Source organism: Flavobacterium sp. T50_26, assembly GCF_057652995.1.
In genome coordinates this window covers 17,311-44,310 of record NZ_JBYFCC010000001.1, presented here as the reverse complement: position 1 = coordinate 44,310, position 27,000 = coordinate 17,311, and the positions used below count along the sequence as shown (strand labels likewise).

23 protein-coding genes are annotated in these 27,000 nt (G+C 33.6%); 16 read left to right on the top strand and 7 right to left on the bottom strand.

Translation table 11 applies throughout. The features are described from left to right. Window positions 1-12 precede the first annotated feature (12 nt). On the top strand, window positions 13-2,886 hold the full coding sequence (locus tag AC23MC_RS00195) for a CHAT domain-containing protein (RefSeq protein ID WP_487566565.1): 2,874 nt from the start codon (window positions 13-15) through the stop codon (window positions 2,884-2,886). 147 nt (window positions 2,887-3,033) lie between these two features. After that, complete coding sequence (era, locus tag AC23MC_RS00190) at window positions 3,034-3,918, top strand: GTPase Era (protein ID WP_487566566.1); 885 nt, start codon at window positions 3,034-3,036, stop codon at window positions 3,916-3,918. Window positions 3,919-4,150: 232 nt separating this feature from the next. Here the strand turns inward: era and AC23MC_RS00185 are convergent, their stop codons facing one another. After that, window positions 4,151-4,645: a hypothetical protein gene (locus tag AC23MC_RS00185; protein WP_487566567.1), complete on the bottom strand. Its 495-nt coding sequence runs from the start codon at window positions 4,643-4,645 to the stop codon at window positions 4,151-4,153. A gap of 448 nt (window positions 4,646-5,093) precedes the next feature. Between AC23MC_RS00185 and der the strand changes: the two genes are divergently transcribed. Together der and AC23MC_RS00175 are read left to right on the top strand one after the other, a co-directional pair. Next, entirely contained in the window at window positions 5,094-6,404 is a 1,311-nt protein-coding gene (gene der, locus AC23MC_RS00180) for a ribosome biogenesis GTPase Der (RefSeq protein ID WP_248435168.1), read from the top strand. A 208-nt stretch (window positions 6,405-6,612) separates the two neighbouring features. Further along, a complete protein-coding gene (locus AC23MC_RS00175; RefSeq protein WP_487566568.1) occupies window positions 6,613-9,396 on the top strand; it encodes an outer membrane beta-barrel protein in 2,784 nt (927 codons plus the stop codon). Between the two features lie 73 nt (window positions 9,397-9,469). Here the strand turns inward: AC23MC_RS00175 and AC23MC_RS00170 are convergent, their stop codons facing one another. The 5 genes from AC23MC_RS00170 to AC23MC_RS00150 all read right to left on the bottom strand — a co-directional run bounded on the left by AC23MC_RS00170 (window position 9,470) and on the right by AC23MC_RS00150 (window position 12,683). Beyond that, complete coding sequence (locus AC23MC_RS00170; protein ID WP_487566569.1) at window positions 9,470-10,261, bottom strand: TPM domain-containing protein; 792 nt, start codon at window positions 10,259-10,261, stop codon at window positions 9,470-9,472. Next, window positions 10,262-10,699, bottom strand: coding sequence for a TPM domain-containing protein (locus AC23MC_RS00165; protein WP_487566570.1), 438 nt, complete (start codon window positions 10,697-10,699; stop codon window positions 10,262-10,264). A 3-nt stretch (window positions 10,700-10,702) separates the two neighbouring features. Continuing rightward, window positions 10,703-11,287, bottom strand: coding sequence for a LemA family protein (locus AC23MC_RS00160; RefSeq protein ID WP_487566571.1), 585 nt, complete (start codon window positions 11,285-11,287; stop codon window positions 10,703-10,705). 86 nt (window positions 11,288-11,373) lie between these two features. Then, window positions 11,374-11,703, bottom strand: coding sequence for a MerR family transcriptional regulator (locus tag AC23MC_RS00155; protein WP_487566572.1), 330 nt, complete (start codon window positions 11,701-11,703; stop codon window positions 11,374-11,376). After that, the gene (locus AC23MC_RS00150; RefSeq protein ID WP_487566573.1) at window positions 11,703-12,683 is read right to left on the bottom strand and encodes a M23 family metallopeptidase; all 981 of its coding nucleotides are present in this window, start codon (window positions 12,681-12,683) and stop codon (window positions 11,703-11,705) included. Before AC23MC_RS00150 ends, AC23MC_RS00155 begins: the two co-directional genes overlap by 1 nt. Window positions 12,684-12,863: 180 nt before the next feature. Between AC23MC_RS00150 and alaS the strand changes: the two genes are divergently transcribed. The 10 genes from alaS (at window position 12,864) to AC23MC_RS00100 (ending at window position 24,105) form a co-directional block, all read left to right on the top strand. Beyond that, window positions 12,864-15,536 (top strand): alanine--tRNA ligase, encoded by a 2,673-nt coding sequence (alaS, locus tag AC23MC_RS00145; protein ID WP_487566574.1) that lies wholly within the window; start codon window positions 12,864-12,866, stop codon window positions 15,534-15,536. 5 nt (window positions 15,537-15,541) lie between these two features. Next, window positions 15,542-16,303: a hypothetical protein gene (locus AC23MC_RS00140; RefSeq protein WP_487566575.1), complete on the top strand. Its 762-nt coding sequence runs from the start codon at window positions 15,542-15,544 to the stop codon at window positions 16,301-16,303. 22 nt (window positions 16,304-16,325) lie between these two features. Then, entirely contained in the window at window positions 16,326-17,285 is a 960-nt protein-coding gene (locus tag AC23MC_RS00135) for a GSCFA domain-containing protein (RefSeq protein WP_487566576.1), read from the top strand. Window positions 17,286-17,434: 149 nt separating this feature from the next. Continuing rightward, window positions 17,435-18,484 carry a hypothetical protein gene (locus tag AC23MC_RS00130; RefSeq protein ID WP_487566577.1) on the top strand — a complete coding sequence of 350 codons (1,050 nt, stop codon included), beginning with the start codon at window positions 17,435-17,437 and terminating at the stop codon, window positions 18,482-18,484. 95 nt (window positions 18,485-18,579) lie between these two features. Continuing rightward, the gene (locus AC23MC_RS00125) at window positions 18,580-19,110 is read left to right on the top strand and encodes a DUF6252 domain-containing protein (RefSeq protein WP_487566578.1); all 531 of its coding nucleotides are present in this window, start codon (window positions 18,580-18,582) and stop codon (window positions 19,108-19,110) included. 94 nt (window positions 19,111-19,204) lie between these two features. Next, on the top strand, window positions 19,205-20,176 hold the full coding sequence (locus AC23MC_RS00120; protein ID WP_487566579.1) for a hypothetical protein: 972 nt from the start codon (window positions 19,205-19,207) through the stop codon (window positions 20,174-20,176). A 312-nt stretch (window positions 20,177-20,488) separates the two neighbouring features. Beyond that, window positions 20,489-22,387 carry a tetratricopeptide repeat-containing sensor histidine kinase gene (locus AC23MC_RS00115; RefSeq protein ID WP_487566580.1) on the top strand — a complete coding sequence of 633 codons (1,899 nt, stop codon included), beginning with the start codon at window positions 20,489-20,491 and terminating at the stop codon, window positions 22,385-22,387. 73 nt (window positions 22,388-22,460) lie between these two features. Continuing rightward, window positions 22,461-22,727: a hypothetical protein gene (locus AC23MC_RS00110; RefSeq protein ID WP_487566581.1), complete on the top strand. Its 267-nt coding sequence runs from the start codon at window positions 22,461-22,463 to the stop codon at window positions 22,725-22,727. A gap of 5 nt (window positions 22,728-22,732) precedes the next feature. Then, window positions 22,733-23,383, top strand: coding sequence for a response regulator transcription factor (locus AC23MC_RS00105; protein ID WP_487566582.1), 651 nt, complete (start codon window positions 22,733-22,735; stop codon window positions 23,381-23,383). A gap of 29 nt (window positions 23,384-23,412) precedes the next feature. Beyond that, on the top strand, window positions 23,413-24,105 hold the full coding sequence (locus tag AC23MC_RS00100) for a DUF4230 domain-containing protein (RefSeq protein WP_487566583.1): 693 nt from the start codon (window positions 23,413-23,415) through the stop codon (window positions 24,103-24,105). Window positions 24,106-24,108: 3 nt separating this feature from the next. Here the strand turns inward: AC23MC_RS00100 and AC23MC_RS00095 are convergent, their stop codons facing one another. Continuing rightward, window positions 24,109-24,417, bottom strand: a complete 309-nt coding sequence (locus AC23MC_RS00095; RefSeq protein ID WP_487566584.1) for a rhodanese-like domain-containing protein — start codon at window positions 24,415-24,417, stop codon at window positions 24,109-24,111. A gap of 227 nt (window positions 24,418-24,644) precedes the next feature. Between AC23MC_RS00095 and AC23MC_RS00090 the strand changes: the two genes are divergently transcribed. Together AC23MC_RS00090 and paaE are read left to right on the top strand one after the other, a co-directional pair. Beyond that, window positions 24,645-25,214 carry a TetR/AcrR family transcriptional regulator gene (locus AC23MC_RS00090; RefSeq protein ID WP_487566585.1) on the top strand — a complete coding sequence of 190 codons (570 nt, stop codon included), beginning with the start codon at window positions 24,645-24,647 and terminating at the stop codon, window positions 25,212-25,214. A 131-nt stretch (window positions 25,215-25,345) separates the two neighbouring features. Then, window positions 25,346-26,419, top strand: coding sequence for a 1,2-phenylacetyl-CoA epoxidase subunit PaaE (paaE, locus tag AC23MC_RS00085; RefSeq protein WP_487566586.1), 1,074 nt, complete (start codon window positions 25,346-25,348; stop codon window positions 26,417-26,419). Window positions 26,420-27,000: the final 581 nt, after the last annotated feature.

The window sequence follows — 27,000 nt, the reverse complement described above, 5'->3', positions numbered from 1 at the left end:
AAAAAATAAAACATGAAAAAATTCATATTTGTTATTGCGTTAATTTTTTGTTTTGCAGTTGGTGCACAAGAAATTCCGTTAAATCAAAATCAAACGTATATAAATGCACAAGCTGCTTTTAAGTCAAAAAATTATCAGCAAGTTATTACTAGTTGTAACGATTTAGTGGATAGCTATTATTATAGCCCAGATGTATATGCTCTGTTAGCGAAATCTTATTACTACACAGGAAAACACGATCAAGCAATGAAAGCAATTAAATTTGCGTATGATCTTGAACCAATTTATGACGACTTTGCTTTGCATTATATCTTAATTTCAACGTATAATAAGGATATAGAAAACATTAAAAAGGTGTATACTGATTTTAGTTTTTATGGCAGTACACCTGACTATTTAGACTATTATGAAAATACGGTCAACGGGTTGCTTAACCACTTAAAAAAAGGCACAAACTTTCTTGACATAATTCCCAAAGTAGAACAGTTAAAAAGTGAGTACAAATCAAATTATACTGTAAATTCAGCTCTTTTTTTCAAAGAAGGAATTCCAATATATAACCTCAGTACCATGAAGCCGGCAGATATCAAAGCCAAAGAGATGACTGCCAAGATTCTTGCTTTAAAAGCTAGAGTTGCCAACAAAACATTTCCTAAAAGTTACTATAATCAGCTTTTGTTATACATCTCCTATTTTGTTCCGAATAATCCAGATAGCGAACTTATTCTCAAAGAACTCTTTACGCAATTTAAAGATACTGAAACAACCGTTCCGATGCGTTTTAAAATCTATCAAACATTGGCAGAAGTTTATCAACTCAAACGTCAATATGAAGATGAAGCTTCTATTTCTACCATCATGTATGATGATATTTCCAAAATTTCATTGAGTGTTTCTATGAAAGCAGAAGTCTTAAATCACAAAGTGTTTGCGTTAATCCAAATGGGGAAATACAAAGAAGCAGTCGATTTTTCCAAAATCATAGAAGTTGCACTCCCAAGTATAACAAATAAAAAGCAAAAACTATTATCTACTTTAAACATTTCCAAAAGTTATGCTTACACCGGAAATAAACCAAAAGGAGTAGAGTTTGCAGAGAAAGGTGTGCAGTTTTCCAAACAATTTGGAATGGAAAACACCGATATTGGCAAAGCTATTTCCGCCAATTTAGTTGCTCTAAAAAATCAAGGACAAGCGGTTTCTGCCGTAAATTATTCAATATCTTCCAATGATTATACAGAGCTTTATAATGCTGGATTAGATTTAATTGGTCAAAAAAAGTATACTGAAGCGATTCCTTTTCTTGAAAAAAGCAATAGTATTTATCAGGATCTTTTAAACAAGGCAAATGACAAAGATAGAAGTAGCATGCTTTTGTTCTATTCAAAAGTAGGCGGTTGTTTGGCAGCTTGTTATCATGAAACCAAACAGAAAGACAAAATTTTTCCAATTATGGAAGGATTAAAAATAAATAATTTGGTTTCTAAAGCTAATCAGAAAGTAAAACCGGCATCTGTTGTAGAAGTTCAAAATACGTTGAAAGAAGATGAAGCGTTGGTGTATTATGTAGAAGTGAGTAGAGGATTCACATACGAAGGCACTTATTTGGCTGGTGTGCTCACGAAAAACTCGTTCGAAACCCGTTATGTTGTTTCCAATGGTGCATTGATGAATGTTTATGTGCAATATAATTCGATTATAGGTGAAATTGAAAACGAAATGGCAAAAAAGGAATTCAGAAAGCCATCCTATACGCGTTATAATTCCATTCAAGAAGCGGGCTATAATAATTTAAAAAAGGGAGAAGTTAGTTTGTTAATCGAATTGTATAGAAAGTTTTTGAATCCCAATGAAGGCGGAAAAGTTGATCAGCGATTTAAGAATGAAATAGATTTTGGCATAATTTCAAATTCTTTTTTCATTGATTATCTCAGTAAATTAGAGCCTTATTTTAAAGATAAAAAGAAAGTGATTTTTGCACTAGATGGAATGCAAAATTTGATTCCATTTGAAACCTTAGTTGATTTGAATTCTGTTTATATGATTGAAAAGTATGAAATCAGTTATATTACCAGCGGAACACTCCTAAAGGAATTGAGAGATAGAAAGCCATATATTCATGAAAAAAATGTAGTTGCTTTTGGTGATGCAAAATATGCTGCTTTTCAAAACCCCGGTATTACTTTGAATTCTATTGCAGATATCGATCGATTGCGTTTTGAAGTGGTAGACTTGCAAGCTCAAAACAAACCGTTAGACAAAGCTTTTGCTACGTTTTCAAAAGAACCGATGAGCTATTTAAAAGGAGCAAAAGCAGAAGTAGAATTTATTGGTAAAAGCATTCCAAAGTCGGATATTAAACTTGACAACTTGATGACAGAAAATGAATTCAAAAAGATGGCCACTTCCGGAGATTTAAATAAATATAAAGTTATTCATTTGTCAAGTCATGCCATGGTACATCCCTATATCTTTGAATTAAGTAGCATTGCCTTCTCTGTTTTTCCAATACCGGTTGATGGAGAAGACGGAATGCTTACTGTGTCCGAAATGGAAAAATTAAACCTGAAAACCGAATTTATGATGCTCAGTGCTTGTCAAACTGGATTAGGTAAAGTGGTGCCAGGTGAAGGTGTTTCCGGACTTAATCAAGCTATGCTGAAGGCCGGAGCCAATAGCACATTAACAACATTATGGTCAGTGAACGATTATGGGTCATATGTTTTTACCGCTAATTTATATCACAATATTTTTATCAAAGGGATGGATTACAGTAAAGCAGTTACCGAAGTTAAAAGATCATTTATTAAAGGAACATACAATACTGAAAATTTCAACGGGAAAGAAGTGCTTTATTGGGCTCCATTTATTTACAACGGAAAATAAAAAAGTAAAAAATGATTACAGTATCATTTTCTGCTGTAATCATTTTTTTTGTTTCTAAATTCTATGAATTTTCAAAATTATTTTCTTCAATAAAAACTAAATTTAAACCCTCATTTAAAAATAGCTACCTTTGCAAAAATTATGCACATGGCACACAAAGCAGGGTTCGTTAACATCATCGGAAATCCCAACGTAGGAAAATCAACTTTAATGAATGCCTTCGTGGGCGAAAAGCTTTCCATCATCACCTCCAAAGCCCAAACAACAAGACATCGTATTTTGGGAATTGTGAATGGAGAAGATTTTCAAATGGTTTTATCCGACACACCCGGAATCATCAAACCGGCGTATGAAATGCAAGAATCGATGATGCAGTTCGTAAAATCCGCATTTGAAGATGCCGATGTATTAATTTATATGGTTGAAATCGGCGAAAAAGAATTAAAAGACGAAGCTTTTTTTAATCGAATTATCCATAGCGAAATCCCTGTTTTATTGTTATTAAACAAAATCGACAAATCCAACCAACAACAATTGGAAGAACAAGTTGATTTATGGAAAGAAAAAGTGCCGAATGCCGAAATTTTTGCCATTTCTGCTTTAGAAAATTTCAATGTCAAAGAAGTATTCGACCGCATCATATCTTTGTTACCGGAATCACCACCGTATTATCCAAAAGACACATTGACAGACAAACCGGAACGTTTTTTTGTTAACGAAACCATCCGCGAAAAAATCCTAATCAATTACGATAAAGAAATTCCGTATGCCGTTGAGGTTGAAACAGAAGAATTTATTGAAGACGATAATATTATCCGCATTCGTTCCTTAATTATGGTTGAACGCGACACCCAAAAAGGAATCATCATTGGTCACAAAGGAGCTGCCTTAAAGAGAGTAGGTATGCAAGCCCGAGAAGATTTAGAAAAATTCTTCGGAAAACAAATCCATATTGAACTCTTCGTTAAAGTCAGCAAAGACTGGCGTAGCAATGCGTTTCAGTTAAGAAGATTAGGGTATAATCAGAAGTAAAAGTTGCGGGTTTGAAAGTTGCGGGTTTTGGATTAAAAGTTTCAGGTTTCAAGTTGAGAGTAGTAAGTTAGCAGCTTAACAGCAGTCTTGTCATTCCGACGAAGGAGGAATCTCATATTAAATCAGCAAAAATCCGTTAAATCCGCCAAATCCGTGTGCAATTAAAAATAGAGCGAAGCGACCTTGTGTTCCTTGAGCCTTCCTCGTGTTCTTCGTGGTTAAACCCAAAAAATCACTCCAAGATTTTATCCATCAACACCTCCAATTCTCTCGCTTGTTTCAACCCTTTTTTCCGATTTAACCGAGCAATAAAATAAAGCAAAAACCACGCATTTACCATCGCAAACATAACCAACAAATCAAATTTAAATGATTGATTCAACGACCATTTTGAAAACGCAATCACCGTAAAAATCACAAAAATACCGCCCACCACAAAGTGAAGAAACATAAACATCGTCCACAAAACCGGATCCGGACCAAATAATCCGCGAACAAACGTATTGCCATCCTCCATTTTTTCAATCTCCAAATGCAAATGAGGCGAATGTTTTTCACGGTGCAACAACCCAATGTGCAACCAAATATGATGACCCGAAATCTTGATTTTATAATCTGGCTCAACCGTTTCTTTCAACGTTTCACAACTAGCTAAAATCGCATCATAGGATTTAGTTACCACTTTATCAAATCGATACCGCAACGGCAATTGGTCATCTAAATTCATAAAAACGCAGATAAAAATTGAATACTAATTTACGAAATAATAATTTTCAAACGTAAAACAAACCCGTTTATTTTCACACCCGATTTTTTAATTTAGAATTTAGAAATCAGAAATGAGAATTCTACCTTCTAAATTCAACCTTCTAAATTCAACCTTCTAAATTCTACCTTCTAAATTCTACCTTCTAAATTCTACCTTCTAAATTCTACCTTCTAAATTCTACCTTCTAAATTCAACCTTCCTTTGGGCGTTCCCTTCCGCAAGCTCCAGGTCAGGCTTTCCGTTCCCACTTTTTTTTGCCCAACAATCAAACCGCTCAGGGCAAAAAAAGAGTTCCACTTCAATCCTTAACGCAAACCCTGCTCCAAACAAATTAAAGCTCTTCAAATCAACGTTTAAACTTCAAACAAAAAAGACTACCTTTGCAAAATATTTAGAATTTAGAACTATGAGTACTATTGTTGCCATTGTAGGAAGACCAAACGTAGGGAAATCAACACTTTTTAATCGTTTAATCAAACGAAGAGAAGCCATTGTTGATTCCGTGAGTGGTGTCACCCGCGACCGAAATTATGGAAAGAGTGAATGGAACGGAAAAGAATTTTCGGTTATCGATACCGGTGGATACATCAAAGGATCCGATGATATTTTTGAAGCAGAAATCCGCAAGCAAGTAGAATTAGCCATCGACGAAGCCGATGTAATTATGTTTGTGGTAGATGTAGAAGAAGGCATCACACCAATGGATGATGAAGTGGCAAAATTACTTCGCAAAATTACCAAACCCGTTATTGTTGTTGTCAACAAAGTCGATAATGCGATGCGTGAAAAAGATGCATATGAATTTTACAACCTTGGTTTAGGTGAATTTATCACTATTTCAAGCACATCCGGAAGTGGAACAGGAGAGTTGTTGGATGAGTTAATCAATGTTTTCCCAAACAAACCTGAGCCAACACAAGAAGAAATCGAATTACCTCGTTTTGCAGTAGTGGGTCGTCCTAATGCCGGAAAATCAAGTTTTATAAATGCCTTAATTGGTGTTGACCGATACATTGTTACCGATGTCGCCGGAACAACCCGCGATTCCATCGATACAAAATACGACCGTTTTGGTTTCGAATTCAACTTAGTCGATACCGCCGGAATTCGTAGAAAAGCAAAAGTAAAAGAAGATTTAGAATTCTATTCTGTGATGCGTTCTGTTCGTGCCATCGAGCATTCCGATGTTTGTATTTTAATGATTGATGCCACCCGTGGTTTTGAAGGTCAAGATCAAAGTATCTTCTGGTTAGCCGCCAAAAACAGAAAAGGAATTATCATCTTAGTCAACAAGTGGGATTTAGTCGAAAAAGACACGATGTCCACCCGAGACTATGAAAATAAAATCAAAAAAGAATTAGAACCTTTTACCGATGTTACGATTCTTTTCGTTTCTGCCTTAACCAAACAACGTTTATTAAAAGCATTAGAAGAAACCGTAAAAGTATACGAAAACAGAAAACAACGTATTTCGACTTCCAAATTCAACGATTATATGTTGAAATTAATCGAAACCTATCCGCCACCGGCCTTAAAAGGAAAATATGTAAAAATTAAATACTGTATGCAATTGCCAACGCCAACCCCACAGTTTGTGTTTTTTGCCAATTTGCCACAATATGTCAAAGAAGCTTACAAACGTTTCTTAGAAAATAAAATCCGTGAAAATTGGGATTTTTCAGGAGTTCCGATAGATATTTATATTCGAGAAAAATAAAAATTAGATTTATATTTTAGACCATTAATAAATTAAGGTTCATTAAGTTTTTTGGCTTAATGAACCTTAATTGGTATATGGTTTTTAGTTATTTTAGTTTGATTTCTTATACTAAATGTTAAATTTTCTGTAAGAAATTTTAACTTTCCATACTAAAAGTGTTAATTCGCAGTTATAGAATTTTCTCACAGCTAATTTTAACTTCTCTATGTTTAAACATTTTCTCTACGTAGCATTATTCTTATTTGCTATCAGCTCTTTTGGTCAAAATTTCGTAACCATTAAAGGAAAAATTATTGATGAAAACACCAAATTGCCGCTTGAATCGGCTACTGTTTATCTAACTTCTAAAAAAGATTCAACTGTAATTGATTATACAATTTCAGAAAAAAGCGGAAATTTTGAAATCAGAACTCGAAAAAGTAATGAGTCGGTTATTTTAAAAGTATCTTTTTTGGGATATGAGAATTTTAAAAAGGAAATCAACGAATTAGATGCTAATCTTGAATTGGGATTGCTTTCTCTTGCCGAAAGTGGCACTACTTTGAATGAGGTTGTTGTGAAAGGCGAAGCTCCTCCCATCCGAATTAAAAACGATACGTTAGAATTTGATGCGGCGTCTTTTAAAGTAGGTGCAGATGCCAATGTTGAAAAATTAATTAAACAATTGCCCGGAGTAGAAATTTCTCCCGAAGGAAAAATTACCGTCAACGGAAAAGAAGTAAATCAAATTCTTGTGAACGGAAAACCATTTTTTGGCAAAGACGGAAAAATCGCCACACAAAATCTTCCTGCAGATATCATCGAAAAAATTCAGGTGGTTGATACTAAAACTAAAGCAGAAGAACTTTCCGGTGAAGCAGCCTCTTCCGAAGAAAAAACTATCAATTTAACCATTCAAGAAGATAAAAATAAAGGCTTTTTTGGTAAAATTATGGGAGGCTACGGTTCCGATGAACGATACGAATCCAGTTTGTTGCTAAACTGGTTTAAAGGCGAACAAAAAATTAGTGTCTTAGCTTCAGCAAACAACATCAACTCCGTTGGTTTTTCGATGAATGAGATTTTTGATAACATGGGTGGCGGTAGAAACGTATCAGTTTATTCCAGCGATGATGGTTCTTTTGGAATTAACGGAATGAGTTTTGGCGGAAGTAACGGCTTAACAACTTCTAATTTAATTGGTATTAACTTTGCTGACAAGTGGTTTAAAAAAGTAGATGTAAATAATAATTATTTCTTCACGAATGCTGAAACCGAAAATGTAAGTCGCTCTTCCCGGACTAATTTATTGCCAACCGAAACAACGTTTACCGAATCGAATTCTACTTCTAACCGAATTGGAAATACGCATAATTTGAGTTTTAATTTTGAGATAAAAATGGATTCTACGGCTACAATTTATCTAGAACCTAAGTTCGTGAAAGGATTAAATAAAGATCGATTCAATAGTAATCAAGAAACTCGCAATCAGGAAAATTTGCTTTCAAACGAAAGCAATTCAAATTCGTTTTCAGATGTAGATGATACTTCTTTTGAAAATAGCATTTACTATTTTAAGTCTTTCAAAAAGAAAGAAAGAGGACTTTCTTTATCATTAAATAATGAACATCAAAAATCAACAACGTTTTCCAATTTGAATTCTTCTACGTTTTATTATTTAACGGGTGAGGCAGATGATATTCGAAATCAGAATTTATTTCGAAAAAGAAATTTTAATAAAGTGGAAACGGAAATTAAATATACAGAACCAATAACCGATTCATTAAAAGTGAGTTTGGGTTCTCAATTTACTTATTATGCTTCCAAAGATTCAGATGCAACTTTTGATTTTGATGAAGTTTCAGGCGGCTATAACGAATTTAATGCTCCTTTGTCTAACGAAATTAATTCGAATGTGTTAAAAATTCATCCTTCAGTTAGGTTGAGTTGGAATAAAAAGAAAATTAGAGCCGGTTTTGGTGGTGGGCCCGAATTTGTTACTTTTAAAAACGAATCGGATTATTTGGCAGTCAATACACGGTTGAATAAAAATTATGTTTTTCCCAGAGGTTCGGCCAACCTAAATTATACCATCAGCAAAACAAAATCGATTTATGCTAATTATAATTTTAGGATGGAATTGCCTTTGGCAAATCAATTTCTACCGGTTGAAAATCTTTCCAATCCATTAAACACGATTGTTGGAAACGGCGAATTAAATCCAACGCAACAACATTCCGTTTATACAAATTTTAATAATTATGACTGGCAATCACGAAGCGGTTTCTTTCTTTATGCAGGGATGACAATGTCTAAAGATCAAATTGTTTCTTCAACTGTTTACGACGAAAGTTTTAGAGCCCAAACTACGTATGAAAATGTAGACAAAGGCTTGAATAGTTACATGGGCGTTTCATGGAGTAAGTCGTTTAAAAAAGAAAAACGAACGCTTCGTATTAGCACCGGATTTGATTCAGGTTACAACATCAATCAAGGATTGACGAATGCGGAGTTGTATGAAGCCAAAGGTTGGCGATTTGAGCCTAGATTAAATTTGAATTGGAGTATAGAAGATTTAATCACCATTGCACCATCTTACAGCTATACGCTTAATTCAACTGATTTTACAAATTATGTAATTGATAATGCGAATACGTTTGTACATAAATTCAAAATGGAATTCACCAGCTATTGGCCTAAAAAAGTTGTTTTTGGAAATGATTTTGGCTACACATACAATTCAAATATTGCCGATGGTTTTCAGAAAGATTTTTATTTGTGGAATACCAGTTTAGGATATAATTTCTACAAAGACAGATTGCTTGCCAAAGTAAAAGTATATGATGTTCTAAACCAAAATGTGGGTGTGCGAAGAACTATTACGCCAACCGCAATTACCGATTCTGAAAATATTGTTTTGCAACAATATGTGATGTTTTCATTAACCTACAAATTAGATAAATTTGGAGGTAAGAAGGAAAGTGAAGGCGGAATGTTCTTCTTAGATTAAAAGAAACCATTAAATAAGAATGCCCCAAATTGTCTAACTTTTTGGGGCATTTTTTATAATTAAATTTTTTATTCTACCAACTTCCACCGGCTCCACCGCCACTAAATCCGCCACCACCGAATCCGCCACCGAATCCGCCACCGCCAAATCCACCGCCGGATGAACCGCCACCAAAGCTTCCGCCTCCGCCACGACCTAAACTGCTGAGGATAATAATGTCAGCTAAATCAGGTCCGGAAAAACGACCGGAACCACCGTTGCGATTATTTTTTGAACCTTTTGAAATGATAATAAAAAGTATCACAATGAATAGCAGAATAAATATCACCGGAATTCCGCCTTTGTCATTTTTCCGACTGCCTTTGTATTTTCCTTTAAGAACATCAAAAATAGCATCGGCACCTTTGTCTAAGCCACGGTAATAACTTCCGGCTTTAAATTCGGGTAGAATTACATTTCTGACTAATTCTCCTGTAATTCCGGCTGTAAGTCTGTCTTCTACACCATAGCCAGCTGATATATGAATTCGTCGGTCATTTTTAGATAGCAAAATAACAACGCCGTTGTCTTTTTCTTGACTTCCTCCAATTCCCCATTCTTGTCCCCATTTTGGTGCTAAAAGTCCGATATTTTCACCTTTTAAATCTTCAATTGTAATCACTACAATTTGCGTTGATGTGCTATCAGAATAACGGATTAATTTTTCCTCTAATTGCTTTTCTTCACTCGAATTTAAAACATCTGCATAATCATACACACTGGTTTGAAAACTGGGAACGTCAGGAATTTTAAATTGAGCAATGCTTACCTGAAACGGTAAAATAATCAACGCTAAAATCCAGTATATTTTTGTGGTAAATTTCATTTATCCTTTGGATATTTCGTTAGAAAGTTCGTTTCTGTCATCTGAATCATAAGGAAAAAACGCCTTCAAACGTTCGCCGGCTCTGATGATTCCTTCCACCAAACCTTCTTTGAATTTTTTGTTTTTGAAGTTTTCAATAACAATGTCTTTGGTGCATTCCCAAAAATCACTTTCCACTACATCATCAATTCCACTATCACCAATGATGGCAAAAGAATGATCGGCTACGCCAACATAAAACAAAACGCCATTTCTGGCTTGGGTTTTATACATTTTTAAGGAATCAAACACCTCCCGTGCTCTGGCAATAGGAGGCGTATCTGAATGATTTTCAATGTGCACACGAATTTCTCCGGATGTATTTTTTTCTGCCAAAGCAATAGCCTGAACAATTTCTTGTTCTTCTGCAGCGGTAAGAAAATCTTCTGTTATAGACATGATTTAGAATTTTACTTCAGGAGCTTTATCAGAACCCGGTTCAGCATCAAAATATGGTTTTTCTTTGTATTTTCCTAAAAATAAATTGTTTGGAAATTTCAAAACGTGGTTGTTATATCCTTCAACCGATTCGTTAAATCGAACTCTCGCAGTTTGAATAGTGTTTTCTGTACTTGCCAATTCGTCTTGTAATTTTAAGAAATTCTGATTAGCTTTCAATTCAGGATAGGCTTCCACAGTTACCAAAAGTCTCGATAAAGCAGAAGAAACACCGCTTTGAGCTTGGTTAAACTGAGCCAATTGTTCCGGTGTAACATTCGTTGGATCAATCGTTGTTTGAGTAGCTCTCGCACGAGCCGCAATAACAGCTTCTAAAGTACTTTTTTCGAAATCGGCTGCACCTTTTACAGTGTTTACCAAGTTTCCAATTAAATCACTTCTTCTTTGGTACGACGTTTGAACATCTCCCCATGACTTGTTTACAGCTTGACTTTTAGTAATTGCCGTATTCTGAATTCCAACTACGTAGAATCCGATGATAAAAATAAGTCCGATAATAATTCCGACAGGTAATAACCATTTTTTCATTTTTGTTTGTTTTTAAGGTTTGATGATGAGTTACTGAGTTGCTGAATAACTGAGTTTTTGTTTTTCTAAATTCTGATTTCTTTTTTTTACAATCCTTCTTTAATTTGCATCAATTGAGCTTTTATTCCTTCCAATTTACTGATGATTTCAAATTTATCTAACGTTTTTTTCTGCCCTTCTTTCAAATGGGTTTTGGCTCCTTCCAGTGTAAATCCACGTTCTTTAACCAAATGATAGATTAGCTGAAGATTTTTCACATCTTCGGGAGTAAACATTCGGTTGCCTTTGGCGTTCTTTTTTGGTTTCAGAATATCGAATTCTTTATCCCAGAACCGAATTAACGAGGCGTTCACGTCAAATGCTTTGGACAATTCGCCAATGCTGTAATATCTTTTTTCTGGTAAGTTCAAATGCATTAGTCGAGTGCTTGATTTTCTTGGTTAGCAATTTTTGAAATGGCAATATATTCTTCGGCAGAAATGCTTCCGTAGTAAAAATTAATTGGGTTAATCGGTTCACCGTCTTTGTGAACTTCATAATGCAAATGCGGTGCCTCACTTCTTCCGGTACTTCCAACATAGCCAATGATATCACCCCTTTTTACTTTTTGTCCGGCTCTGATTTTATATTTACTTAAATGAGCATAATAGGTAGTATACCCAAAACCATGTTTGATAATGATTAGATTTCCAAAACCAGACATCGAATTATCAGCTCTTTCCACAACACCATCACCTGATGCATAAACCGGAGTTCCTGTTTTGGCGGTAAAATCCATGCCGTTATGCATTTTTCTAATTTTGGTAAATGGGTCATTTCGATATCCAAAACCTGAGGCAACTCTAGTCAAATCTTCATTTTTAACGGGTTGAATAGCTGGAATGGCAGCTAATAACTTCTCTTTTCCTTTGGCAAGAACTAAAATCTCATCCAACGATTTTGATTGAATGGCTAATTCTTTCGAAATCATATCTACTCTTTTTGTTGTGTTGATAACCAATTCCGAATTGTCATATCCTTCTAATTCTTTATATCGATTAACTCCGCCAAATCCTGCTTTTCGCTGTTCAGTTGGAATGGGAGAGGAGTTAAAATAAATACGGTATAAATTGTTGTCGCGTTCTTCAATACTTGCGATAACTTCATCCAATTGATCCATTTTTTTGTTCAAAATTTGGTAGCGAAGTTTCATATTGTCAATTTCACGAGCTTGCAAACGGTCTTTTGGCGTTTCAAAATAAGGTGTGTTCAATAAAATTACAAAACATAAAAAACCAAATAAAGCAGAAGAAACCAGAAATAAAGCCACATAACCAAATTTCCGTCCTTTTTTTGGACTGATTTTTTTATAAGCTAAACTTTCTGTGTCGTAATAATACTTTACTTTCTTCGACATTTCTTAAATTATACTATTTTTGTGCTTTCAAAAGGATTAGACGAACAAATTTAAGAAATGTTTCATTCTAATGCTAATTTAATTTTTTGCAGAAAGCATTCGTTTTTAAACAATAAAAACCGTTTTTTATAGTAAATATTGTCTAACCATTTGAAAATAAACACCGAACAATTTTTTAAAATGAAATCACAAGATATCCGTAAGCAGTTTCTACAATTTTTTGAAAGTAAAGGACATTTAATCGTTCCTTCGGCACCTATTGTTCTGAAAGATGACCCAACGTTGATGTTTAACAACTCAGGAATGGCTCAGTTTAAAGAATATTTTCTAGGAAATGCCGAACCCAAAAGCAAGCGAATTGCCGACACTCAAAAATGTTTGCGTGTTTCCGGAAAGCACAATGATTTGGAAGATGTTGGTTTTGATACGTATCATCACACCATGTTTGAAATGCTTGGAAACTGGTCCTTTGGTGATTATTTTAAGAAAGATGCCATCAATTGGGCTTGGGAATTGTTGACGGAAGTTTATAAAATTCCCAAAGAAAATTTATATGTTTCTGTATTTGAGGGAAATCCGGAAGAAAATGTTCTCTTTGACCAAGAAGCTTGGGATATTTGGAAGGAATTGATTGATGAAGACCGAATCATTTTAGGAAACAAAAAAGATAATTTCTGGGAGATGGGCGATCAGGGGCCGTGCGGACCTTGTTCTGAAATTCATGTCGATTTACGTTCGGAAGAAGAAAAAGCGAAAGTTTCAGGAAAAAGTTTGGTGAATAACGACCATCCCCAAGTAGTGGAAATTTGGAATAATGTTTTTATGGAATTCAACCGTAAAGCCGATGGTTCATTAGAAAAATTACCCGCTCAACATGTGGATACAGGAATGGGATTTGAACGTTTGTGTATGGCGTTGCAAGGGAAAACATCCAATTATGACACCGATGTTTTTACACCACTAATTGAGAAAGTGGAACAAATTACAGGATTAAAATATACTTCGAACGAAGTTAAAAACATAAGCGAAGAACAAAACAAAATCAACATTGCTATTCGAGTTGTGGTTGATCATATCAGAGCGGTTGCTTTCGCGATTGCGGATGGACAATTGCCTTCGAACACAGGAGCAGGTTATGTGATTCGTAGAATTTTGCGTCGTGCGATTCGTTACGGATTTACTTTTTTGAATACGAAAGATCCGTTTATTTATGAATTGGTTGCTGTTTTAGCAAATCAAATGGGTGAGTTTTTTCCAGAGATTAAAAAACAACAAACTTTGGTTACGAATGTGATTCGGGAAGAAGAAGATTCATTTTTGAGAACTTTACATATTGGAATTAATAAATTAGAATCACATATTGAAACATTTGAGTTAATGTTCAATAATGGACAAATGATTAACCAACCTCCGAGAATTGTAATTGGTAGTATTGCATTTGAATTATATGATACATTTGGATTCCCATTAGATTTAACACAATTGATTGCTAAAGAATATGGCTGGTTAGTAGATATTGAAGCCTTTAATTTAGAATTGCAAGCACAAAAAGCCCGTTCACGTGCTGCATCGGAAGTAACTACAGATGATTGGAAAGTTTTAATCGATGGAAATGTAGAAACATTCGTAGGTTATGATCAAACGGAAAATGAAGTGAAAATCACGCGAATTCGTAAAGTAGATTCAAAAAAAGACGGCATTTTATACCAAATCGTTTTAGATAACACACCATTTTATCCCGAAGGTGGTGGACAAGTGGGCGATAAAGGAACTTTAATTTCAGCAAATGAAACCATTGAAATTATTGACACCAAAAAAGAAAATAACTTGATTTTGCATTTTACGAAACAACTTCCGGAAAATGTGGAAGCTAGTTTTGTAGCGAAAGTGAATACCGATTTACGTACATCAACTTCCAAAAATCATTCAGCAACACATTTGATGCATTTGGCTTTGCGAACTATTTTAGGAACTCACGTGGAGCAAAAAGGTTCGCTGGTGAATCCGAATTATTTGCGTTTTGACTTTTCGCATTTTTCGAAAGTTTCGGATGAAGAAATCAAGCAAGTAGAAGATTTCGTAAACCAACGAATCGAAGAGCAATTACAACTAGTTGAACACCGAAATATTCCGATTCAGCAAGCAATGGAACAAGGTGCAATGGCTTTGTTTGGCGAAAAATACGGCGATTCAGTTCGTATGATTGAATTTGGCGACAGCAAAGAATTATGTGGTGGAATCCATGTGAAAAACACAGCAGACATTTGGCATTTCAAGATTATTTCTGAAGGTACTGTGGCTGCCGGAATTCGTCGAATTGAAGCGATTACAGGTGATGCAGTGAAAGATTTCTATAAAAATCAAGAGAACACGTTAGCAGAGCTAAAAGAAACGTTGAAAAATCCGCAAGATATTTTAAAATCAGTTGCTTCATTACAAGATGATAATGCCAAATTGAAAAAGCAAATTGAGCAATTGTTACGTGAAAAGGCAAAAAACTTAAAAGGCGAATTAGCATCTGAACTACAAGAAATTAACGGCATTAAATTCCTAGCCAAACAAGTCGATTTGAATCCGGAAGGGGCAAAAGATTTGGCATATGAATTAGGTAATTTAGGTGATAATTTATTTTTAGTGTTGGCTACAGCCGAGGATAATAAACCGATGTTGACCTGTTATATCTCCAAAGAATTAGTTGCTTCCCACAATTTAAATGCCGGACAAGTTGTTCGTGAATTAGGAAAATATATCCAAGGCGGCGGCGGCGGACAACCTTTCTTTGCAACAGCCGGTGGTAAAAATGTAGATGGAATTAAAGAGGCGTTGGAGAAAGCGGTTGAATTTATTAAGTAATTTCTATGAAATTTAAAATTTTGTTTTTTTTAGTTTTCATATTTGTTTCTTGTTCTTCAGATGATGAACAAGAAGCAATGAATGAAGATAATCTTCTGTTGAAAAAAATGATTGTTACATCAAGTGATAATTCAGTTTTGACTTATAATTATGAATACAATGGCAGAAAAATAGTGAAGATTTCTCTTTCGGATGGTTCAAGTACAAGATATTATTATCAAGGAAATTTAATTATAAAAGTGGTTGAATATAATTCAACAAATTCAAATCCAAGTAGTGAATTAGTAAATGAATATGATTCAAATGAGAGAATTGTACGAACTTATTACACTGATTTCCTTAATAATGTTTCTTCTGAAACAGAATATAGTTACGATCAAGATTTAGTTATTAGTTATACATCCAACCAAACTAATAACACAAATCAATCAACTAGCGTTTACTCAGGGTTTTTATATAAAAATGCACAGGGAGAGATTATACAACATGAGCGTTATTTTGAAGGTAATTTATTTTATATTTTTTATTTTTCCCACGATACAAAGAATAGCACTTTTAAAAATGTCACAGGCTTCAATAAATTGTTAACTACTATTGAAATTGGAAAATACAATAATGTGCTAGGAAGATATGATGAATCTATGCAAGATGATTTTTTAGAAGTTTATACGTTTGACTATGAATATAATGAATTCAATTTTCCTGTTTCGGCAGTAAAAACTCATTACTTTTCTACTATTAGTACAATTGAATATTTTTATAATTAATCAAAGTATTTCTAATATAAAAATGAACTTCCGAACACCAATCAACATTCCTAAAAGCAATCATCCTATCGATTATTATTCGAAAGTGGTGACAGTTGGTTCGTGTTTTTCAGAAAATATCAGTACTAAATTAGATCAGTATAAATTTCAATATTATAACAATCCATTTGGGATACTTTTTCAGCCGGATGCCATTGAAAATGTATTGTTACGTGCTGTAGAAATGCAATTGTTTACCGAAGCCGATTTATTTTTTGAAAATGAATTGTGGCATTGTTTTGAAGTACATTCCGAGTTGAACAATCCCGACAAAGACGATATGCTCATCAATTTGAATGGCATTCTAACGTATTTAAACGGACAACTTCAAGCCTGTACACATTTGATCATTACGTTGGGAACTGCTTGGACCTATCGTTTTTCGCATACGCAAAAAAGAGTCGCCAATTGTCATAAAATACCACAAAGTAACTTTACAAAAGAATTATTATCAGTTGATGAAATTGTATCTTCTCTCAATAACATTCAATCTAAATTAACCGAATTCAATCCGGAAATAAAGTTTATTTTCACTGTTTCACCCGTTCGTCATTTAAAGGATGGTTTTGTAGAAAATCAACTCAGTAAAGCACATTTAATTGCGGCTATACATCAAGTGCTGCAAGTTCCCCCTTCGGGGGCGGAGGGGGCTTATTTCCCAAGCTATGAAATGATGATGGATGATTTACGAGATTATCGTTTCTATTCCGAAGATATGTTGCATCCAAATCAAACGGCAGTTGATTACATTTGGAAGCATTTTGTAGAATCGCATATTTCGTACCATGTTTTTCCAATCATGACCGAAATTGAAAGCATTCAAAAAGGATTACTGCATCGACCTTTTAATCCAAACACAGAACAACACCAGCTTTTTGTTCAAAAATTACATGAACGAATCGAGCAACTTCAAGAAAAATATCCTTTTTTGAACTTGAGTTAATTTTTCGAATTCCCTTGGTTTTTTATTGCTTTTAGCGATCAATCTCATTCACAATTTAGCGAGTTATTTTCAAAATACGGCATTTGCCTTATTTTTTTGTTTTTCATTTTACAAGATGTTTGTATCATTCAATTTTAAATCATCTACTAATGAAAACAACTGTTAGAATAGTTTTACTTTTTGTGTTTTTCTATAATTTTTCACTTATTCATGCTCAGGGATTAGGTGAGTTTAAACCAAGCACCCAAGATTATGGTACAGGAAAATTAAAAAAGAACGCTAAACGAATTTACATTGCCAGTTTTAATGTGAATTTTGAGGTATACAAAGAAGCAATTAATTACAAAGCATCCGGGGGATTTGGGGGCAACGTTAAAGGTGAAGCAATGGCAAGAGGAGCAATTGGATTAAATGGTTTGCTTCAAGAAGATATTCAAGCAAAAACAAACCAGCTTTATAACGAGTTTGTTGCCGATTTAAAGTCAAAAGGTTTTGAAATTATATCTCCGGAAGTAGCTTCAAAAACAACTACTTATGAAGGTTGGGAACAAGAAACAGGACCATATGTTGTAGAATCAGGAATGCCAGGTGTCATGACAGCTGTGCCGGAAGGATATACTTTCTTTTATAAAAAAGAAGATAGTAAAGGCAAAAAGAAAAAAGGAACTTTTGGAGGAGCTTTTGTGCCTCAGAAATTATCCAACGAATTGGATGATGCTGTTATAGCCGATGTGGATTTGTTCTTTATGTATTCTGAAGACGGAGACGATTGGTTGCGTGGAAACGGTGCTCAGGTTAAAATGTTTACCAACTTCAGATTGATTAATACGCACTATGTTTCTGCACCAAAAGAAAATAAAGTGATTGGTTTAAAAGGGGCTCAAACTTTTGATCATATTCAGTCGAAAGTTATGTTTACGCAAGGCAAAATTGGAATGGGAGCCGAAACACAATATACAGGATCTTTAAAAACCCCTCTTGAAATTGACGGTGTAATTAAAAAAGAGAAAATGGTGGTTTATTCAAAACAAGGATCGGCAACGGTAACTTCTATCACTCCCATTGTTATTGTAGGTCCAAGTTATAGCGAAAATACCAAATGGTTGGATGTTGATTCTCAAAAATACGCCTTAGGATTGTATAATGCAGGCAGCAAAATGTTGAAACACCACACATCCGAATTTCTAAGTAACTACTAATAAAACTAAAAAATACGACATTTGCCTTATTGAAAGCAACTTAAATTAGTACCAATTTTGACTCAAATTATTTAACCAATTAAATACAAACAATTATGAAAACAATTAAATTTATCTGTGCGTGCTTTTTAGTAACAACATCTATTTTTTTAACGTCATGTAGTAGTGATGATGATGGCGGAGGTGGAGGTAGTGCAGCGGCAGGAACAATTACTGCAAAAGTTGATGGGTCTTGGGTAACAAGTATGGAAATGACAACGTTTGCTTATCAAGTAGGATCTATGCTTTCAATTCAAGGAAATACAGGAGGTACTTCTAGCAAAGCGTTTGTTTTTAATATTACAACTTTTGACGGTGTAGGAACCTATGATATTGGAGGAACTTTAGGTTTAGGACAAGCAAATGCAAGTTACACTGAAATTACAGTTGATATCTCTAACCCAGCTGCTTTTGAATCAAAAATTTGGTCTGCTCCTTATGAAGGTGGCGACAAAGTGGGTGAAATAAAAATTTCTGAAATTACCGATACGCACATCAAAGGTACTTTTAGTTATTCGGCAAAAAACACGGATGATGGAAGTATGAAAGAAGTAACAGAAGGTTCTTTTAATGTAGAATTTGAATAAATTTTTTTAGTGGTTTTTTATACTTCCCAATCGAAATCTGCTTTGTTTGGGAAGTTTTAATTCTCTTTTAAATTATAATTAATTTTAGATGTATATGAAAGTAGTAGTAAGTATCATAATCTGTTTGGTGTTCTCTTTAATAGTAAAAGGACAAGAATTCGCAACCAAAGACTTTTCTAAAAATTATATTCAAATGGATAGTAAAAATCCTTTTGGAAAGTCTAACAAAATTTGTTTTATTGGTGCAAATGTGACGTTAAAAACAATGGAATACCAACGTAAGGGTTCACTTAATAAAAACAGTAGAGACCATATTGACCGTTTTGCATCCATTATTGACGGAATTACGTCTGATGACGTTCAAGAGTTAGCTGATTATTTTAAATCGACTTTAGAAAACCATTTTTCAAAGATAGGCTATACAATTATTGATCCATCAACAGTTGAAAATCAAGATGAGTATAAAAAATTACTTGCAAAAGAAACAAGTGTAAATGCAGGTGAATTTTTTAGTCAAATGGAAGCCGGTCAGGAATGGGGTGCTGCTGTAACATTTGCAGCGGGAAAAAAACCTATTTTTAAATATCCTAAAATGGCTATGGGGGCTCATACAAAATTAGCATCTAAAAACGATGCTATTATGGTTAATCTATCTGTGCTTTTAGAACCTTTTTTAGTGAATTGGGATAAGAAATTTGTTTCTAAATTCTATGATTCAGAAGAATATAAGCACACTTTTTCATTTGATCCTATTGCCCAAGTAAGTCATTTTTCAAACCTATTTACTTATGATTTACCTATGAATATAGTATCGCCAAATTGGGGAGCTTTGTCTTTTGATCCGATGGCTTACATTGCTAAAAGCAAAATAAAGTATCAATCGGCAAATGATTATGTAAAGGAAATAAAAAAAGGTTCTCCGAGTGGAGAAATAACTTATAAAGAGCAACAAGGACTCATGCTTTATACCGTTACAGTTGACAGAGATTTATTTCTAGATGCCATGAAAAAAACACTTGATGCTTATGCTTTTCAGTTAGCAGAATATGCAAAGAGCAAAAAATAAGAGTAATGTCAAGTTATAATTTCCCAATCGTAATCTGCTCGATTGGGAATTTTTTTTATACGGCATTTGTCGTATTGTTTCACAATGTTAATTAACCGAATTTTGTTCTATCCCAACAAAGTAAAAAGATGAAAACAATCAAAACATTACGAATCGTGCTACTGCTTTATTTTATGATATTTGTAGTTTTATTGCTCAATTTAATCGTTGTTTTAAAGTAGTTTAATTACTTAAAATCAATAATAAGCAGACATTTTTTTGTTAGCTTAAAAACAAAAGATTAAATTTGAATAGTTCCAAAATTCAAACAGGATGACAATAAAACGAATAGCAGTTATTTTTTGCAGCTTATTTTTTATGCAAATTTTTGGTCAGGTAAAGGAGCATAAAACAATTGACAGTTTGAATGCAAAAGCAATGGAACTATATGTTTCCAGTACAAACAAGGCAATGGAGCTACTAGGCAAAGCTGAAAAAATTGCCAAAGCAGAAAAACTAGATGAGTCGCTAGGCTATACTTTTAATAATTTAGCAATTGTTTACCGAGCCAAAGGTGAATATGTTAAATCAAAACAACTCTCTCTGGAAGCACTTTCTTTGGTTAAAGGCAATTCGGTAAAAGCTTCTACTTTAAATAATATTGGAGCATGTAATCGTTCTTTAGGTTTGTATGAGGAGAGTCTAAAAAACTATTTGGAAGCATTAAAGATTTATGAAGCTACAAATGATTTAAAAGAACAAGGTATTGTAAACAATAATATTGGAATGATTTACAGTGCTTTAGCAATGTATGAGAAAGCAAAAACTTACCAAAACAAAGCATTGTCAGTTTATAAAAAGCTAAACTATAAAAAAGGATTATCTGAAGTTTATAATAATATTGCTATCGCTTTAGCAAATCAAGATAGCCTACAAAAATCATTACTTTATTTCAAATTTTCATTAAAAATAGAAGAAGAATTAAAAGACAAAAAAGGAATTGCCGAATCAATTAATAATGTAGGAGGTGTATACCATTATTTAGGCAAAACTGATTCTGCTTTATATTATTACAAAAAATCGGCAGAAATAGAACGATCAATTCAAAATTTTTCTGGTGTTGCATCCAGTTATAACAACATTGCCCAATTGATGCTCGAAGAAGGAAAACCACTTTTAGCCAAAAGTTATATAGATAGTTCTTATGCCTATTCCAAAAAGTCAAAAGTAGCCGAAAGTTTATTGGAATCGATTCAGAATTATGCCTATTATTTTGAAACAATTAATGATTTTAAAAATGCAAATCTTTATAATAAGAAGTACTTTACCATGAGTGATAGTATTATGAAAAGTTCAAATCTAAAAACGTTGCATGAATTAGAAGTTAAATACCAAACCGCCAAAAAAGATACAGAAATAGCTCAAAACAGAGCAGAATTAGCCGAAAATGAATTAAAAATAAAACAAAAAAACACCATCATTTTTGGTTCATTAGGATTTGCTTTCGTACTGGGATTGCTGGGTTATCTTTTATACAATCAACAAAAAATTAAGAATAATCAACTTGTCAAAGAATCCGAGCTCAAAGAAGCTCTCGTTAAAATTGAAACCCAAAACAAACTACAAGAACAACGATTGCAAATTTCCAGAGATTTGCACGACAACATTGGTTCGCAACTCACATTCATTATTTCTTCGATTGATAATTTGAAGTATTTTGATGTGGCCAAAGAAAAATTAGTTTCCAAATTTGACAATATCAGTGGCTTCACCAAAAACACGATTACCGAACTGCGTGATACCATTTGGGCAATGAACAAAAATGCTATTTCTGTGGAAGATTTACAAATCAGAATCACCAATTTTATAGATAATGCTCAATTGGCTACGCACGGAATTTCATTTGATTTTTCAATCGAAGAAAGCGTTAATGCGTCACACGAATTTTCATCCATCGAAGGAATGAATATTTATAGAATCATTCAAGAAGCAGTGAATAACGCTGTAAAATATGCTAACGCATCACAAATTAAAATTCTACTGAAACAAGAAAACAACAAAATGATTTTTTCGATTACTGACAACGGAATTGGTTTTTCAGAATCAGAAATTGAACTCGGAAATGGTTTGAATAATATGAAAAAGAGAGCATTAGAATTGAATGCTGATTTAAAAATCATCTCCGAAAAAGAAAAAGGAACCATTATTTTAATTGAAAAAGAAATTGCGTAGAATAAGGCAATTGCCGTATGGAATTCAGTTTTGTTTTTTGCTAAATTTGAGTTCAATCAAAAAATGAAATTTTATGAATCAATCACTTATCATCCTATTTATTTTGATAAATCTGTTTTTGATTTTATTTTTCAAACGGAAGAATAATGAAAAAGAAAAAGAACATCTTTACCGTGTTTTTTGCATTCAGGATCAATTGCATTCAGAAAAAAATAAAAAAGATAAAATGAATGATTCCATCAATAATTTAGCCGAATTAGAAGAAACTACGCAACGAAAACTAAACGCCATTCAATTGAAACTGGAATTTTTACATCTGTTTAGTAAAACTAATTTATAAGAAAAATGAATATCAAACTCGCCATAATTGATGACAATAGTTTTTTAATCAAAGCCATTCGGGAAAAATTATCTTTTTTCGAAGATATTCAAATCAAATTTTCTGCACTAAACGGAGCTGAATTATTAACCAAATTAGGCGAGAATCACAACCTTGATGTTTTATTGATGGATATCGAAATGCCGGTTCTCAACGGAATCGAAGCAACAGCCATCATCAAACAAAAATATCCTCAAATTAAAGTCATTATGCTGACCGCTTTTGATAATGATGAAAATATTTTCAACGCTATTAAGGCTGGAGCCGATGGTTATTTGCTCAAAGAAGTCAATCCAACCGATTTGCACCAAGGAATTATTGAAACGTTAAATGGCGGAGCAGCTATGAATCCGTCAATTGCTTTAAAAACCTTAAAATTACTGCGAAATCCAATCGATTTTGATGCTAAAACGGAAGAAGAAGAAATCAAACTTTCTATCCGTGAAATCGAAGTATTGGAACAACTTTCAAAAGGATTAAATTACAACCAAATTGCAGATAATTTGATACTTTCGCCATCAACCGTCCGAAAACACATCGAAAATATTTATACAAAACTGCAAGTTCACAATAAATTGGAAGCCATTCAAAAAGCCAAATCGAATAAGTTGATTTAAATTTTTATCTTCGTATAAATTTATATGCGATGGCTACACGAAGAAATCAATCCACAGAAACCCAACTTAAAAACATATTAGTTCCCATTATTCAAGCGATTGGACGATCGGGAAAATTGATTTATATCATCATTATTGGTGTTTTGTTGTATCTCGGTTATCAATATTTTACCAAAGAAAAAGATTCTTCTACCATCGAATACAATTCCGCTTTAATCGAAAAACAACTGCGAAATGTCTCCAAATTAGTTGTTACCGAAGGAACGTATTCGCAAGTAATGACATACAAAGATCAAAAGAAATATTTCATGGATATGGTTTCTTTTGAAAAGAAAGCCTTAATGGTTGTCAATGCCGAAGTGACGGTTTCTTACGATTTGAGCAAAATTAAATATGATATCAACGAAACGACCAAAACCATTTCCATCACAAATATTCCCGAAGCCGAAATGAAAATCAATCCCGATATTCATTTTTATAGTATTGACGAAAGTACATTTAACCCTTTTGGAACAGCCGATTACAATAAAATCAACAAAAAAGTAAAAGCCGAAATAGCCAAAAAAATGGAGAAATCAAAACTTAAAACCAATGCCGAAAATCGATTAATCAGCGAACTTTCCAAAATATTAATTCTAACCAACACAATGGGTTGGAAGTTGGAATACAATGGCGAAACCGTTTTGACACAAACCGGTTTATCCAAAAAAATTAAAACCTAATTGTTATATTTTTCGTTCCAAACTTTGCCATCCGCCACCATTCATCGATTCAATGCCGTGGTTTTTTAAAATCGAATTGGCTTGACTGCTTCGCATTCCACTTTGGCAACAAACAATTACCGGTTTATTCATTTTTTTAATTTCTTCAATCTTTGTAGAAATTGTATTTAACGGAATATTTTTCGAACCCTTAATATTTCCTTGCTGAAATTCACCAACCGTTCGCACATCAATAATCACAGCACCTTTTTCCATAAAATCGTCCACACTTTCCTGTTTTCCACCCAAACCCAACATACTCAATAATCCCATATTTTCTATTTTTTAATTTTCAAATTTTTCAAATTTCTTAAATCCCTGTTCTAAAAACTTAATGCACCTTAATTTCTTAATGGTTCAAAAAATCAAAATGTTTTTAATTTTTCAAATTTCCTAAATCCGTGTTCTTTCGAATTTACGCCACAAAAATAACAACAATCCCAAAACCATTCCGTAACAAAAGTTACCCAATCCAAAAAAATCTTTATATTTGAAATTCTATGAAGATTACCGATCGAAAAACCGAAATCATTTCCGTTTCTGCACAACTTTTCAAAGAAAAAGGATACAGTGCCGTGACGATGCGAGATATTGCTCAGGCGATGAATATCAAGGCAGCAAGCTTGTATAATCACATCAAATCCAAACAAGAAATCCTGGTTTTAATCATTATCGAAATAGCAGAAGAATTCACGAATGTGATGAACGAAATTGTGTCGGCCGACATTTCTTCCATCCAAAAAATCGAAAAAGTAATTCAATTACACATTGACATTACATTGCGAAATTCCGATGCACTAGCTTGCCTAAACAACGATTGGATGCATTTAACCGACAACGAATTGCATTATTTCATCAAAATGAGGGAAGAATACGAACAAAATTTCCGCGAAATTGTCAAAAAAGGAATTCAAACCAAAGAACTACAAAACATCAATCCCGAAGTTATTGTTTTTTCAACACTTTCAACGCTTCGCACACTTTACCTTTGGTACAATAATTCTAAAAACCTAAACGAAACTACGCTTAGAAAAAATATGACTCAAGTACTTCTAAAAGGTATCGTGTAAGTCATTTATCGTTAACTTTGTTAATCATTTTCAAATCTTTATCTTTTTTTCAAACGTTTTCGTAACTTTAAAAAATAATCATTAAATTTGCATAGTAAACTAACAATTGTTAGTTTTAATTTTTACGATTTATGGCAAAATTTCACAGCATAAAAGTGGCCGATATCTACAAGGAAACAAAAGATTGTTCCGTCATTACGTTAGATATTCCACAAGAATTACAAACCGATTTTCAATTCACACAAGGCCAACATTTAACGTTGCGGGCCTTGATTGACGGTCAAGATGTGCGTCGTTCCTATTCATTATGTTCCAGTCCAACGGAGAAAAAATGGAGAGTTGCTGTCAAAAAAATCAGCCAAGGTTTGTTTTCCAGTTATGTCAACGAAAAATTAAAAAAAGGAGATAGTTTGGATGTTATGTCGCCTAGCGGAACATTTTTTACCCAAATTAATCCAACCCAAACCAAAAATTACATTGCTTTTGCGGCAGGAAGTGGTATCACACCAATTTTGTCCATCATCAAAACACATTTGGCACTCGAACCCAACGCTACTTTCAAACTTTTTTATTTAAACCGAACCGTAAAATCCATCGTGTTTAAAGAAGAAATCGAACAATTAAAAAACACCTATTTCAACCGATTTGAAATTTTCCATTTTTTAACCAAAGAACATCGTCCGGCAGAACTTTTCAACGGCCGATTTTCTTCAGAAAAAATGAAAATCATTACTAACAAAATCATTCATATTCCGTCAATCGACGAATGCTTCATTTGCGGACCCGAAGATATGATTCATTTGTTAAAAGACGAGTTGGTCGAAGCCGGTTTGCCCAAAGAAAAAATACATTTCGAACTGTTTACCAGCGGAATTACTGAAGAAGATAAACAGCGAATCAATAAAATTATAGAGAAAAAAGTCGAAGGAACCGAAGTCACCATCATCGATGGCGGAAAAGAATTTCACTTTGATATGGATGATGATTTCGACAACATTCTCGACGGAGCTTTAGCAGCCGGTGCCGATCTTCCGTTTGCCTGCAAAGGCGGCGTTTGCAGCACCTGTAAGTGCAAAGTCATTGAAGGAACCGTCGAAATGAAGGTCAATTACGCACTCGATCAAAACGAAGTTGATAAAGGATTGGTACTCAGTTGTCAAGCCGTTCCAACTTCCAAAAAAGTCGTAATCGATTTTGGCGTTTAAAATTTTTAGAAGCGAATGGTTCGGGCTTTTTCAGTAAACCATATTCCCGCTTTCCGTTGCAATCTCGCCAAAAAAGGCGAGGATTTCCACTCCAATCGGGGCTAAAAAGGAAACCATAAAAACGAAAGTGCCAAAAACAAAAAACTTATTTGAACTTATATGACTTATATGGTTCAAAAAAAGTAAAGATTAAAAAATAAAAAGTCAAGTCACATAAGACAAAAACTTAAATGAACTAAAAAAAATTACTTGAACTTATATGACTTATATGGTTCAAAAAAAGTAAAGATTAAAAAATTTAAAGTCAAGTCACATAAGACAAAAGCTTAAATGAACTAAAAAAAACTTACTAGAACTTATACGACTTATATGGTTTAAAAAAAGTAAAGATTAAAAAATAAAAAGTCAAGTCACATAAGACAAAAACTTAAATGAACTAAAAAACTTACTAGAACTTATACGACTTATATGGTTTAAAAAAAGTAAAGATTAAAAAATAAAAAGTCAAGTCATATAAGACAAAAACTTAAATGAACTAAAAAAACTTACTTGAACTTATATGACTTATATGGTTCAAAAAA